14 protein-coding genes and 1 pseudogene are annotated in these 12,855 nt (G+C 70.2%); 8 read left to right on the top strand and 7 right to left on the bottom strand.

Annotated features, from left to right (window positions below):
* Positions 1 to 16: 16 nt before the first annotated feature.
* Both PE066_RS17515 and PE066_RS17520 read left to right on the top strand, forming a co-directional pair.
* Entirely contained in the window at positions 17 to 1,258 is a 1,242-nt protein-coding gene (locus PE066_RS17515) for a M24 family metallopeptidase (protein ID WP_271233807.1), read from the top strand.
* 48 nt (positions 1,259 to 1,306) lie between these two features.
* A complete protein-coding gene (locus tag PE066_RS17520) occupies positions 1,307 to 1,564 on the top strand; it encodes a hypothetical protein (RefSeq protein ID WP_271233808.1) in 258 nt (85 codons plus the stop codon).
* Between the two features lie 40 nt (positions 1,565 to 1,604).
* Here the strand turns inward: PE066_RS17520 and PE066_RS17525 are convergent, their stop codons facing one another.
* From PE066_RS17525 to PE066_RS17535, 3 genes are all read right to left on the bottom strand, one after another.
* Positions 1,605 to 2,678, bottom strand: a complete 1,074-nt coding sequence (locus tag PE066_RS17525; protein ID WP_271233809.1) for an isocitrate/isopropylmalate dehydrogenase family protein — start codon at positions 2,676 to 2,678, stop codon at positions 1,605 to 1,607.
* Between the two features lie 8 nt (positions 2,679 to 2,686).
* Complete coding sequence (locus PE066_RS17530; RefSeq protein WP_271233810.1) at positions 2,687 to 3,724, bottom strand: Bug family tripartite tricarboxylate transporter substrate binding protein; 1,038 nt, start codon at positions 3,722 to 3,724, stop codon at positions 2,687 to 2,689.
* A gap of 70 nt (positions 3,725 to 3,794) precedes the next feature.
* Positions 3,795 to 5,276 (bottom strand): amidase, encoded by a 1,482-nt coding sequence (locus PE066_RS17535; protein ID WP_336298436.1) that lies wholly within the window; start codon positions 5,274 to 5,276, stop codon positions 3,795 to 3,797.
* Between PE066_RS17535 and PE066_RS17540 the strand changes: the two genes are divergently transcribed.
* From PE066_RS17540 to PE066_RS17550, 4 genes and pseudogenes are all read left to right on the top strand, one after another.
* The gene (locus PE066_RS17540) at positions 5,202 to 6,161 is read left to right on the top strand and encodes a LysR family transcriptional regulator (protein WP_271233812.1); all 960 of its coding nucleotides are present in this window, start codon (positions 5,202 to 5,204) and stop codon (positions 6,159 to 6,161) included. The two genes, PE066_RS17535 and PE066_RS17540, sit on opposite strands and share 75 nt — an antisense overlap.
* A 194-nt stretch (positions 6,162 to 6,355) precedes the next feature.
* A complete protein-coding gene (locus PE066_RS17545; RefSeq protein ID WP_271233813.1) occupies positions 6,356 to 6,715 on the top strand; it encodes a PAS domain-containing protein in 360 nt (119 codons plus the stop codon).
* Between the two features lie 114 nt (positions 6,716 to 6,829).
* A pseudogene (locus tag PE066_RS21435) lies at positions 6,830 to 7,000 on the top strand (histidine kinase dimerization/phospho-acceptor domain-containing protein); the annotation flags it as partial.
* Positions 7,001 to 7,316: 316 nt separating this feature from the next.
* Positions 7,317 to 7,541, top strand: coding sequence for an ATP-binding protein (locus PE066_RS17550; protein ID WP_271233814.1), 225 nt, complete (start codon positions 7,317 to 7,319; stop codon positions 7,539 to 7,541).
* Here the strand turns inward: PE066_RS17550 and PE066_RS17555 are convergent.
* From PE066_RS17555 to PE066_RS17565, 3 genes are all read right to left on the bottom strand, one after another.
* Positions 7,516 to 8,466 carry a patatin-like phospholipase family protein gene (locus PE066_RS17555; protein ID WP_336298437.1) on the bottom strand — a complete coding sequence of 317 codons (951 nt, stop codon included), beginning with the start codon at positions 8,464 to 8,466 and terminating at the stop codon, positions 7,516 to 7,518. The genes PE066_RS17550 and PE066_RS17555 overlap by 26 nt on opposite strands.
* On the bottom strand, positions 8,463 to 9,185 hold the full coding sequence (locus PE066_RS17560) for an FAD-dependent oxidoreductase (RefSeq protein ID WP_271233815.1): 723 nt from the start codon (positions 9,183 to 9,185) through the stop codon (positions 8,463 to 8,465). Before PE066_RS17560 ends, PE066_RS17555 begins: the two co-directional genes overlap by 4 nt.
* A gap of 145 nt (positions 9,186 to 9,330) precedes the next feature.
* Positions 9,331 to 9,693 (bottom strand): hypothetical protein, encoded by a 363-nt coding sequence (locus tag PE066_RS17565; protein ID WP_271233816.1) that lies wholly within the window; start codon positions 9,691 to 9,693, stop codon positions 9,331 to 9,333.
* A gap of 94 nt (positions 9,694 to 9,787) precedes the next feature.
* On the opposite strand from PE066_RS17565, the gene PE066_RS17570 reads away from it, so the two are divergent.
* Positions 9,788 to 10,420 carry a 3'-5' exonuclease gene (locus tag PE066_RS17570; RefSeq protein ID WP_271233817.1) on the top strand — a complete coding sequence of 211 codons (633 nt, stop codon included), beginning with the start codon at positions 9,788 to 9,790 and terminating at the stop codon, positions 10,418 to 10,420.
* The gene (locus PE066_RS17575) at positions 10,413 to 11,129 is read left to right on the top strand and encodes an RNA pseudouridine synthase (RefSeq protein WP_271233818.1); all 717 of its coding nucleotides are present in this window, start codon (positions 10,413 to 10,415) and stop codon (positions 11,127 to 11,129) included. The genes PE066_RS17570 and PE066_RS17575 overlap by 8 nt, the downstream gene beginning before the upstream one ends.
* Here the strand turns inward: PE066_RS17575 and PE066_RS17580 are convergent.
* Complete coding sequence (locus tag PE066_RS17580; protein WP_271233819.1) at positions 11,106 to 12,785, bottom strand: FAD-dependent oxidoreductase; 1,680 nt, start codon at positions 12,783 to 12,785, stop codon at positions 11,106 to 11,108. The genes PE066_RS17575 and PE066_RS17580 overlap by 24 nt on opposite strands.
* Between the last annotated feature and the right edge of the window lie 70 nt (positions 12,786 to 12,855).

The raw sequence follows: 12,855 nt of genomic DNA on the forward strand, positions 1-12,855 counted from the left end.
CACCGAGGAGACCTCCATGGATGTTCAAAAGACACTCGACCACTTCCCTGTCCTCAGCCTTGCCGAGCGCGACCGGCGCTGGCAGGTCGCCCGCCAGCTGATGGATGCGTCCGGCGTGGATGCGCTGGTGGTGCTGGGTCTGCGCACGCGCGAGAACTTCGACGCCTGGCTCACCAACGAGGCATTGGGCGGCATCGTGGTCCTGCCTCGCGAAGGCGAGCCGATGTACATCACCACCGGCCACATCCGCGTGCTCGCCCGCCACGATTGCGTCGGCGGCAAGCGCGAGCGCTGGGTGCGCGACGTCCGCGTCGGCGACGTGAGCCGCAACATGAAGTCCTTCTTCCTGGAGCACCGGCTGGGCGCCGCGCGCGTGGGCGTGGTCGGCCTGGACGCGGTGTTCGTGACGGAGCCGCTGGGCGTGGCGCCGCACGCCGGCTGGACCCAGGTCACCGAGGCGCTGCCCGAGGTGCGGTTCGTCGACGTGAGCATGGCTTTCGCCAACGCCGTCCTGCCGCGCAGCCAGGAGGAACTGGTCCTGCTGCGGCGCGCCGCCGCGATCGGCGAAGTCGCCACGCGCGCCTTCGTCGAACAGGCGGTGCCCGGCGCCCGCGAAAGCGAGGCCTTCGCTGCGGTGATGCAGGCCATCTACTCGCTGGGCGGCAACGTCACGTCGCCGACCATGATCCTGCGCAGCGGCCCCGAGTCGCTGGGCTGGTATTCCCCCGAGTGGCTCTGGATGGGCGGCGAGCCGAGGCGGCTGGAGCGGGGCGACATGATCGCCGCAGAGATCTTCCCGACCTACGGCGGCATGGAGTCGCAGCAGCAGTTGGCCGTCAGCATCGGCCCGGCCACCCCGACGCAGAAGATGCTGGGGGCGGTCGCCCGCGAGTCGTACGAGGCCGGGCTGCAGGCGATCCGCCCGGGCGCCTCGTTCGCCCAGCTGTGCGAGCTCATGCAGCAGCCGCTGCGCGCGGCCGGATGCTGGAACATCGGACCACTGGTGCAGACCGTGCCGGTGATCTACAACAGTGCGCAGATGGTCGGCGCAGCGGACCAGCCGGGCCTTGCCGGCATTCCATTGCCCCCGGTCGTGCCGATCACCGGCGACTTCGAACTGCGGGAAGGCATGGTGCTGGCGATGGAACCCAACGCCCTGAAAGACAAGGAGCGCGTGTGCATCGGCGGTACCGTGGTCGTCACTGCAGACGGCTGCGAAGAGCTGAACGAACTGGCCAACTGGCTGATCGAGACCTGAGCGGCGGCTGGCGAATGCCCGGAAGCCGCCTCGTAGGCGCTCGGGCTGATGAGCCAGTTCCTGGCCGCCGCGATGGTGCCGGTGCTGGCTTGCATCGCGTTGCTGATGACCATGGTCTGCCGCCTCTACCGGGTCGGCCCGCCCGGCAGCCTGTTCTTCGTGATGGCAGCGGCGATCGCCCCTGCAGGTGCCGCTGATGGTCGGCCTGCTGACCATGGGCGGCCTGCTGCCTTGCACAGCCCGCGATTTCGCCTTCGTGCCAGTGGGTGGATGCGGCGGTTGATGCCGCCCCTTGTGCGCCGCTGACAGCCCGACGACGCCCCGACGTGCCCATCGAGGCAAGAGTTCACGCCGTGGCCACCGTCCCGGCGACTGCCTGCCCGAATGCCCGGCAGCCGATGTGGCCGCCGATGTCACGCGTGCGCGTGGCCGGGTTGGCGAGCACGCGGTCCACCGCGGCGGCGATTTCGTCGCGGACCCGCTGCCAACCGGCGTGCCGCTGCTGGTCGCCAACCCATCCCACCAGCATCGCCACCGAAAGGATCATGGACGTTGGGTTGGCGACGTCCTGGCCCGCGATGGCCGGCGCGGAGCCGTGCTGGGCCTGGGCACAACACAGCTCGTCGTTGGCCATCATCGATCCCGCCAGCCCCAGGCTGCCGGAAAGCTCGCTGGCCAGGTCGGACAGGATGTCGCCGTACAGGTTGGTCGCAACCAGCACGTCGAAGCGTTCCGGCTCGCGCACCAGATGGGCGGTGGCGGCATCCACGAGCAGGTCGTCCAGCTGCACCTGCGGGAAGTCCCCGGCGACGTGGCGCACCGCCTCGAGGAACAGGCCATCGGTCATGTGGAAGCTGTTGGCCTTGTGGATCGCCGTCACCTTCTTGCGACGGGTCATCGCCAGCTCGAAGGCCGCGCGGGCGATGCGCTCGCTGCTATGCCGCGTGATCTTGCGGGTGGACAGCGCCATGTCGGGGCTGGGCATCACCTCGCCCCACCCGCGCGTCATGTTGCGGTCGGGGTAGAAGCCCTCGGTCGCCTCCCGCATGATGACCAGGTCCATGCTGCGGCCCTCGCGCAGGTTGGACGGCAGGAAGGGGCGGGTGCGCGCCGGCCGCACGTTCGCATACAGGTCCAGGCCGACCCGGAACGCCGCCGACACGTTGCGGCCGCCTTTTTCCGGCGCCGGGTAGTCGGCATGCGACTGCGTCCCGAGGATGACCCCGTCGTACCCGCGCGCGCGCTGCAGCACCTCGTCCCGCAGCGTGGTGCCGTGATCGCGCAGGCTGTCGAAGCCCACGCTGTCGTAGTCGAGACTCAGTTCCAGGCGGTGGCGCTGCGCGGCCGCAGTCAGCACCTGGACCGAGGCCTCGACGATTTCGGGGCCGATGCCGTCGCATGGCAGGACGAGGAGCCGCACGGCGATGCTCAGTCGACCTTGATGCCCTTGTCGCGGATCAGCTTCGTCCAGCGCTGGCTCTCGGTTTCGACGAAGCTGGAGAAGTTCGCGGGGGTGCCGCCGCCGACTTCGGCTCCCTGGTCGGCCACGACCTTGCGGTAGGCCGGGTCCTGGGTGGCACGGTTCACTGCTTCGTTGAGCTTGGCGATCACCTCGGGCGGTACGCCCTTGGGTGCGATCACGCCGAACCAGTTGGAAGCGTTCATGGTCGGGTAGCCCAGCTCGGCGAAGGTCGGCACGTCGGGCAGTGCCGGCAGGCGCTTTTCGGCCGTGACCGCCAGGATGCGGATGCGCGGGCTATCGCCAGTGGCGTGCGGGATGAACAGGCTGGCCAGGTCCATCATGAAGTCGGTGCTGCCCCCCATGATGTCGTTGATGGCCGGGGCGCCGCCGCGATAAGGGACGTGCACCGCGTCGAACTTGGCCGTGTCCTTGAACAACTCGGCGACCAGGTTGGAGGCTCCGCCGGCGCCGGTGGATGCATAGCTGAAGCCGCCTGGCTTGCGCTTCGACCAGGCCAGGAACTCCGCCAGCGTCTTGTAGGGCGCGGATGCGGAGACCCCGAGCACGAGCGGGCCCTTCTCGAGCAACGCAATGGGCTCGAGGTCCTTCTTCGGGTCGTAGGCCAGCTTGCCGTACAGCGCCTGGTTCACCGACATGGGCGCGAAATTGCCCAGGCCGATCATGTAACCGTCCGGCTTGGCGGTGGCGATCGCCTGCGTGCCGATGTTTCCGCTCGCGCCGGGCCTGTTCTCGACGACGACGCGTTGGCCGAGATAGTCTTCCATCTTCTTGGCAAGCTGTCGCGAGCGCGTGTCCGAGCTGCCCCCGGCGGCGTACGGCACCACGAAGACGATGGGCTTGGACGGGTAGCTCCCTGCCTGGGCCCATGCGCCGGGGGCCATGGTGGCCGCCGCTGCGGCGAGCATGCAGGCGGACCACAGGCGGCGCGTCACGCGGGTCTGCACCGAGGTGAGGGAAGGACAGGAGCGAAGGATCGACTGCATGGGCCTTTGGTAAGAGTGGTTGGGAAGAATGAAAACCGGTGTCGGGCGGATGTCGATGGGAGGGCAGCGCTCAGGCGGCCAACGCGCACGCGGACGCTCCGCGTTCGTCGACAACCGGGTGCAGCACGCGGGCCCAGGCCAGCAGCTCGCCATCCGCATTCCAGGGGGCGACCAGCTGCACCCCCATCGGAAGCCCCTCGTCCGTGAAGGAGGTCGGCAGGTGCAGGCAGGGCCAGCCCAGCAGCGACCAGGCCTTGTTGAAGCTGGAGTCGCCGGTGCTGTGCAGGCCCTCGGGTGCCGGGCCGGGTGCGCTGAACGTGAGGACGAGGTCCGCCTCGCCGAACTGCGAGTGCCAGCGCTGGCGCTGCTCCGCCTGGAACGCACGCATCAGCAGGTAGCGCTCGGCCGGGATCGCCAAGCCGCGGTCCACGGCTGCCAGCAGTTCGCGGCTGAGCGCGTGCGCGGCAACCGACGCAACCGGGAGCAGGCTGCGCGCGAACTCGTAGTGCATCACGGCGTGGTGGGCTTCCATCCAGCGCGGGGCCTCGGCCAGCTCGCACGGGCCCAGGATCGTGGCGCCACGGGCAGCCAGCCGCTCCCGCGCGCGCTGCACGGTTTGCGCCGCGCGCGCATCGATCTCGATCCCGGGCACGCGCTCGATCACCGCCACTCGCGGTGCGCGGGCGGGCGCCTGCTGCGCCATGCAGTGGGGCAGCAGCACCGAGGCGAATTTCCCGATCTCGTCGAAACCCGCGCCGAACCAGCCGACCACGTCCAGGGATTCGCAGGTGATCTTCATGCCGTCGCGTGCCACGGCGCCGAACGACGGCTTGAACCCCAGGACGCCGCAGAACGCGGCCGGGCGGATCATCGAGCCGCCGGTCTGCGTGCCCAGGGCCGCTGGAACGAGTCCCGCCGCCACGGCCGCGGCCGAGCCGCTGGAGGAACCGCCGGGCGTGTGGCCGGGGGCGTGCGGATTTCGCGTGGGCCCGGGGTGCACGAACGCGTATTCGGCGGTCACGGTCTTGCCCACTGGAACCGCTCCCGCGGCGCGCAACAAGGCCACGCAGCTGGCGTCGAAGGCGGCCGGCCGATCCGGCGTGGCCGTGGAGCCGCATCGGGTCGCCAGCCCGGCCACGTCGATCACGTCCTTCACGCCGAAAGGCATTCCGGCCAGGGGACCTTCGATGTGCGGGGTTGCCCGCAGCAGGGCTTCGTCGGCCACGCTCGTGAAGGCGCGCAGCTCGCCGTCGCGTTGTGCGACCCGCTGCAGCGCAGCTGCTGCGGCGGATGGGAGGGACGTGCCAGCGCTTGAAGAACCGTTTGCCATGGGCCGGCGGAGAAAGTCGAAAGCCAGGAGTGGAAGAAACGCCACCGGCTGGGTGCGCCGATGTCGGGGGGCGCGTGGGAAGCCGTGGTCGGGCGGCATCCTACGGCGTGGATTATTCTCAGTCCAATTCGAAATTGAGCGCCGACTATGTTGAATCACGACACAATCTTCCTGGACGCCCGGCTGCTGCAGATCTTCTGCGTCGCGGCGGAGGAACTGCATTTCGGCCGTGCCGCAGAGCGCATGTGCATGAGCCAGCCGCCGTTCAGCCAGCAGATCAAGCGGCTGGAGAAACTGGTGGAGGCGCAGCTGTTCGTGCGCACGACCCGCTCCGTGCGGCTGACGCCCGCGGGCGAAGTGATGCTCTCGCGCGCCAAGCGTCTGGCCAGCGATACCGGGCTGATGCTTCGGGCCGTGCGCCAGGCGGCGCGCGGGGAGGCCGGCTCGCTGTCGATCGGGCTGACGATCAGCGCCAACTGCTCGCCGCTCGCGGAAGCGCTGTACCAGTACCGGATCACGCATCCCCACATCGAGCTCGATCTGCGCGAGATGAACTCCAGCACGATGGAGTCGGCGCTGCGGCTGCGCCAGATCGACGTCGCCCTGATGCGGCCGGTGCACGTCGATGCCGACATCTCGACAACGGAGGTCTACCGCGAGCCCATGGTGCTGGCCGTGCGCCGCGACCACCCCTGGGCCGGGCAGAAGTGCGTGTCGCTGGAGCAGGTGGCCGAGGTGCCGCTGATCGGCTACGAGCAGGCGATCTCGCCTTACTTCCGGCGCATGGTGCACCAGATGTTCGCCCAGACCGCCCGGCCCCCGCGCATCGTCCAGGAAAGCGCCGTGCCGACCAACCTGACCCTCGTCGAGGCCGGCGTGGGGGTGGCCATCGTTCCGCTCACCATCTTGCGCGCGCGCAGCGATACGCTGACCTACGTCCCGCTGCACGACCGCTCGATGACGCAGGCCGTCACCGTGATGGCGATGCTGCGTTCGCACCCCAACCCGGCCGCCAACGACCTCGCCGCGACCATGCTGAACGTACAGGCGGACCTGGCGGGCCGGAGCGCGAAGAAGCAAGTCCGTCGCAAGAACAGGGGTAGCTGACCTTCGTGACTGGCCAAGACTCAGGTGAAGCTGGCATCTCCACGGCGACGCGATCCCCGCTGCTCGGCCGTGGCACGGTAGTGCTCACTGGTCAGCAAGGCTTGCCGGGGCGGCGCCTCATCGAGCCCGGCGAAGCGGGCTTTTGGATAAAGTGAATGTCGCGCGTGTGAATGCGGATGCCATGAAGACGCGAGATGAAAAGTAACCGGCGCCAACCGGCGACCAGCGGCACCGACATCGGTCGGCGGCTGCGTGACAAAGAGGCGATCCACGAAAACGAGGAGCGCCTGCGGCTGGCCATGGAAGTCGCCGATCTCGGCACCTACGACTGGGACCTGCCCGCCGGGATGATCCGCTGGTCGGGCAAGGTTTGCGAGGTGTTCGGCTTGCCGGCAGATGTGCGGGTGACCCCGGACAAACGGGCGGCGCTGATCCACCCCGACGACCGCGAGCGTGCGCTGGGGCTCTTCGCGGCTGCCGCGGAGCCGGCCAGCGGGGGCGCGTACCGGGCCGAATACCGGGTCCTGCCCGCTGACGGCAGTCCGGAGCGCTGAGTCGCTGAACGTGGCCAGGTGCTGTTCGACCGCGCGGGGCGCCCGCGACGTTTCATCGGCGTGGTCGTGGACAACACCGCGCACAAGCACGCCGAATTCGAGCGCGAGCGGCTCATGCGGGAGCTCGAGCAGGCGGTTCGCACCCGTGACGACCTTCTCGCCATCGTCTCCCACGACCTGCGCAGCCCGTTGGGCACGATCAGCCTGGCGGCAGAGCTGCTGGCGCGAGAGGCCGATGCCGACGGCGACGGCCGCGGCCGCAAGCCCGTGGAGACCATCCTGCGCGCCAGCAGTCGCATGAAGCAGCTGATCGGAGACCTGCTGGACATGGCGAGCACGCAGACGGGGCGTCTTTCGGTGGAATTCGAGGCTTGCGACGCGAAGGCGTTGGCGACCGAGGCGTTCGAGGCGCACGCACCTTCGGCGGCGGAGAAGGGCATTGAACTCGATGTGCAGCTCGATCTGCACGGCGAGTCCGTCTGCTGTGACCACGGAAGGATCCAGCAGGTGTTCGCCAACCTGATCGGCAATGCGATCAAGTTCTGCGCGGGCGGCGACACCGTCCGGCTATTGGCTATTGGCGGCACGCGAGCCCGGGGCGGTGCGCTTCTCGGTTGTCGACAGCGGCCCGGGCATTCCGGCCGAGGCGCTGGCCCACCTGTTCGATCCCTACTGGTCGGCCAGGGAGCACGCGACGATCGGTTCAGGGCTCGGCCTGTTCATCTCCAACGGCATCGTCGCTGCGCACGGGGGGCGGCTGTGGGTGGAGAGTACCGCCGGGAAGGGAAGTGCCTTCCACTTCACGGTGCCGATGGCACAGGGCTGAGCCCTGCCGATCGCGGCTGTCCACTGGGTGTGCCGGCTTGCGGCTCGTCCACGTGTGGCCGCAGCGCACCCGGGATGCGCTGCTGCGCAAGTCCGCCGCCTTCGAGCCAGCGGCGAGTGCCCTGGGCAGCGCGTTCGATCAGGTCGCGTGCGCGGGAGAAGTCGTAGGCCGATACCGCGAGCGGACACAGGGGCGGCACCGTCGCGACCTCGACGCGGCCGTCCAGCTGCTCCAGGTCGCGCACCAGCTGCCGCGCCACCAGCAGGTTCAGGGCATGGAAGGCGCTCGCGAGCGCGCCCGTCGGCGGCGTGCTCAGCGCGCATGCAAAGCCGGTGGGCAGGACGACCAGGCGCGTGCACCCGAGCGCCAGCGCCGCCATCACCGGCGTGTTGCTGGCGACGGCGCCGTCGATCAGGTACTGGTCGCCGATGCGCACCGGCGGAAAGGCGCCGGGAATGGCGCAGCTGGCGAGAATGGCGTCGGCAGCCGGGCCGCACGAGAGCAGCACCGATGCGCCCGTGAGCAGGTCGGTTGCCGCGACGTGCATCGGAATCACGGTGTCTTGCAGCTGCGAATGGGGCAGGTGCCGCGCCACCAGGCCGCGCAGCCCGCTCGGGTCGACGAGCGAGGCCGCGCCCCGGAAGACGCCGAACAGGTTGCGCGGCGACAGCGGAAACACGTCGCTGCGCCGCAACCCGCACCAGATCGCCTCCAGCCGCGCCACCCCGGCCGGCGTGGGATCGCAGCAGAAATGGATGCCGTTCAGGGAACCGACCGAGGCGCCCACGACCAGGTCCGGCCGCACGCCGTGCGCCACGAGCTCGCGCAGCATGCCCACCTGGATGGCCCCGAAGCTGCCGCCTCCGGCCAGCACGAAGGCGGTCTTTTCCCGATTGCCGTCGGCCATGGCGATGGCGTCCTTCAATAGCCGTAGAACTCCTCGCTGCGGATGTCGTCGCCGTCGACCCCGGCGCGCTCCAGCGTGTTGCGCAGCGCGCCCACCATGGCCGGCGGACCGGCCACGTAGTACACGGGAGCCGGCAGCTCCGCGGCGATCCGCTTCAGCAGGGCTTCGTCGATCGGGCCGGTCCTGCCCATCCACGGCAGGCGCGACTCTTCCAGCCGCGTCATGGTGGCGACCAGCCGGAAGTTGCGGTTGTCGCCTTCCAGCCGCTGCAGTTCGGTGAGGAACGCGCTGTCCTCGGGCCGCCGGTTGGAATACAGCAGGACCAGGCGCTGGGGCAGGGCGTTCCGGGTGGCGTGCCGCAGGATGCTCATGAAGGGCGTGATGCCGATGCCGCCGGCGATGAACACGGCGGCCCGTTCCTGCTTGTTGTGCAGGGTCAGCGAGCCGAAGGGTCCGTCGATCTCGGCCTGGCCCCCGATGGGCAGGCGCGCCAGCGCCTGCTTGAACGCGCTGTCGCGCATGCGCGTGGCCACCACCAGCTCGTCTTCGTGGGGCGCGCTGACGATGGAAAAGGCATGGCGCGCGCCGTCCGTGCCGGCGACGGCCGGATCCGGCAGGATCAGGTCGATGGCCTGGCCCGGCCGGAAGCTGAACCCGGCCGGCTTGTCGAAATGAAAGGCCGTCGTGCCGTGTGCAACTTCCTCGCTGCGCTGCAGGCGGATCGCCATGGTCGTCATGATGCTGCTCCTGGGCCGCTGGGTGGGGCGCGGCGGGTCCGGGCCTGTTGCCTCGTGGCCCTTGGACACTCGCGGGCCCTCGGAAGTGACAAACCCCTGAGCGCTGCATGGTGGCTGGATTCGGCGGCAGCGTCACCGCTCCCCCTCAGTCCAGCGTGAAGGCCTGGCGAAACACCTCGCAGAAGTCGCGCGAACCGCCGACCGTGAGCGCCAGCGTGATGCCGCCGCCGCTACCGCTGGGGAGCAGGATCACGCGCCCGGAGGCCGCGTCATAGGTCACGCCGAGCGGATCATCCGTTTCGCTCGCCCCCTGCAGGTCGAAGTCCCACGAGCCGGCGTCTACCGCTGCGTCCGGGGGCCCGAACGCCTGGTGGCCCCAGCCCAGCACGGCCTCGATTTCGCCGAGCAAGGCGGGTACCCGCTCGGGCAGCACCCAGGCCATGGCGTCGAAGCTGCCGGAGCCGCTTTCCTCGTCGGTGAAGTCGAACAGCAGGTAATCGAGTTGCATGGGCGGAGCATGCACCCTGGCGGCGGCGCCGGCGATGCCGCCGGCGAGCCGCGGTGACCGGCTAGCATCCCAACCTCATGTATTGGGAGGGCGGATGAACCGCATGGCCGTCATCGACTTCGAGACCACCGGCTTGTCGCCAGCCATGGGCGACCGGGCGACCGAAATCGCGATCGTGCTGCTGGAGGGAACGAAGGTCGTCGGACGGTTCCAGTCGCTGATGAACGCGGGGGTGCGGATCTCCCCCTTCATCGAGAACTACACAGGCATCAGCAACGAGATGATCCGGGCCGCACCGCCGGCCGCCGAAGTCATGGCGCAGGCGGCAAGTTTCGTGCAGGGTGCGCCGCTGGTGGCGCACAACGCGTCGTTCGACCAGCGCTTCTGGGCCGCGGAACTGGGCCGGCTGGGTGGGCAGGCGAGCACGGAGCCTTCATTCGCCTGCACCATGCTGCTGTCGCGACGCCTCTATCCCCAGGCCGGCAGCTACCGGCTCGGTGCCCTGGCATCCTTCCACGCCCTCCCTTTCGCGGGGCGGGCCCACCGGGCGATGGCCGATGCCGAGGTCGCCGCGGCGCTGCTGTCCCGGATCCAGGGGGACATCCGGCGCGACTACGATGTCGAGGACGCCCCGCACGACCTGCTGGTGAAGCTGCAGCGAAGCCAGCGCAAGGCCGTGCCCGAGGCGATCCGGAGGTACTTCCAGGTGTCGAGGTCGCATGTCTGAGGAGCCGCAGCGTCTTTCCAAGGTGGTCGCGGCCCGGGTGCCCTGCTCGCGCCGCGAAGCCGAGCAGTACATCGCCGAAGGCTGGGTGCGGGTGGACGGCCAGCGGGTGGAAGAGCCTCAGTTCCGCGTCGCGGATGGGCAGCGCGTCGAAGTCGATCCGCAGGCCCGGCTGCAGCCTCCGGAGCCCGCGACCCTGCTGGTGCACAAGCCTGCGGGCATGGCGACCGAGCAGGCGAGGGCCTTGCTGGGCGCGCCCGCCCACTGGACCGGGGACTCGTCCGGCATCCGGCGGGTCAAGAGCCATGGGGTCGGGCTGGTGGCCCTGCTGGCGCTGCCGCCGCAGGCCAGCGGGCTGTCGGTCTTCAGCCAGGACGGGCGCATCGTGCGCAAGCTGCAGGAGGAGGCCGGCCTCATCGAGCAGGAGCTGGTGGCCGAAGTGGCCGGCACCCTGGCACCCGGCGGCCTGGAGCGGCTGTGCCGCGGCCTGGTGCGGGACGGCCAGCCGTTGCCGCCAGCCAGCGTGAGCTGGCAGAGCGAGACGCGCCTGCGCTTTGCCGTCAAGGGCATCGCCCCGCAATGGGTGCCCTGGATGTGCGAGCAGGTGGGCCTGAAGCTCACTTCGCTCAAGCGCATCCGCATCGGCCGCGTGCCCATGGCCGGCCTGCCGCCGGGCCAGTGGCGCTACCTACCGCGGGGCGACCGGTTCTGACCCGCTGACACGGGCGAGCACGGCGTCGGCGGCCGCGCCGTCGTGCCCGCGCCAGGCCACGATCTGGTCGGGCCGGATCAGCGCCAGCGGAGCCTGGTACAGCTCCCGCAATTGCGGCTGCGCGTGGCGCACCACCCGCAGGTCCATCCCGCGCGCGGCCGCCGCCCGTTCGAACGCGCGGGTGTCCGGCGCATCGGTGCCGAGCGCCAGCAGCGTCCATTCGAAGTTGAACGTGTCGTACAGCGAGCGGCCGTCGTCAAGCCACGCGTGCGGCGCCCGCCCGCCCGGGCAGGCGCTGGGCGTGTAGGCATTGGGCTCGTCCGGCGGCGGCGTGCTGCCGTCGGGCACGATGGCCGGCGAGCCGTCGTAGCGGGTGCCGAAGGTCACGCCGGGGATGTTGAACTCCAGCCGGGCGTGCGCGTTCAGGTGCTCCGCAGCTGCGGCGCGGGCAGCGTCGCCGCGCGGGCCTTCGGCTTCCAGCTCGGGCGAGGCGGCGAACAGTCCCACCGAATCGGCGAAGCGACGGGCATAGCCGGTGTTGCGCTGCGCCGCCGGCTGGCGCTCGGGCCCGTAGCTGTCCAGCAGGGCTTCGCCGGCCTGGCCGCGCAGCACATGGGCCAGCTTCCAGCCCAGGTTCACCGCGTCCTCGACCGCGGTGTTGTAGCCCAGGCCACCGGTGGGCGTGAACAGGTGGGCCGCATCGCCGCCGATGAACACGCGGCCCTGGCGGAACCGGTCGGCCACCAGCGAATGCCCGGCCACCCAGGTGCCGACCGACAGCACCTCGATGGCGATGTCCCTGCCGAACGCCTGCGCGAAGACGCGGCGCGCATCGGCCTCGGTCCAGTCGTCGGCGTTCTCGTGCGGGTGCACCGCGGCGTGGAAGGCGTACTCGGCCACGCCGTCGACGGCGGCCATGAAGGCGCGCCGCTCGTGGTTGACGGTCACGTGCATCCAGGCCGGGGGGTGCGGCATCTGCCGTTGCAGCTCGGGCGCGCGCAGGTACACGGCGAACATCTTGCCGCCCATGAAGTCGCGCTGCACGCCGGTCATGCCGGTCCATTCGATGCCGAGCCGGCGGCGGATGCTGCTGCGCGCGCCGTCGGCGCCCACCAGGTAGCGGGCACTCACCGTGACGCCCGCCCCGTCGCCGCCGGCCACCGGCCGGATCGTGGCCCGCACGCCCTCGCCGGTGTCCTCGAAGTCTTCCAGCCGCCACTGGTAGCGGATGTCGCACGACGGCCACTCCTTCGCGTGGCGCAGCAGCACGGCCTCGACGTACTTCTGCGAGATGCGGTGCGGCAGCTCGGCCGCGCTCCAGGAGCCGGCCATCGACCGGATCCGGCTCACGGCTTCGCGCGCGGTGGGCAGCGCCAGGCGCGCCAGCTCGTGGCCGGCGTAGCGGGTGAAGTAGGCGATGTCGGTCGGGTGGTCGGCCGGCAGGCCGAGGAAGCGGATCTCCTGCGCGAAGCCCAGCCGCCGGAAGTGCTCCATGGTCCGCGCCTGGGTCGCATTGGCCTGCGGGTTGAAGGCGGTGCCGGGCTTGGGGTCCACCAGCAGGCAGCGCACGCCGCGCCGCCCCAGCTCGTTGGCCAGCATCAGGCCGCAAGGGCCGCCGCCGGCGACCAGGACATCGGTGGTGAATTCGTGCTGCATGCGTCGGGCCAGGGATAGACTGATCGATCCGTCATCCCGCGAAGCGGAGATCCAGCGCAACGCGCGAGTG

Origin of the sequence: Ramlibacter tataouinensis (assembly GCF_027941915.1) — a bacterium.
GTDB lineage: Bacteria > Pseudomonadota > Gammaproteobacteria > Burkholderiales > Burkholderiaceae_C > Ramlibacter > Ramlibacter tataouinensis_C.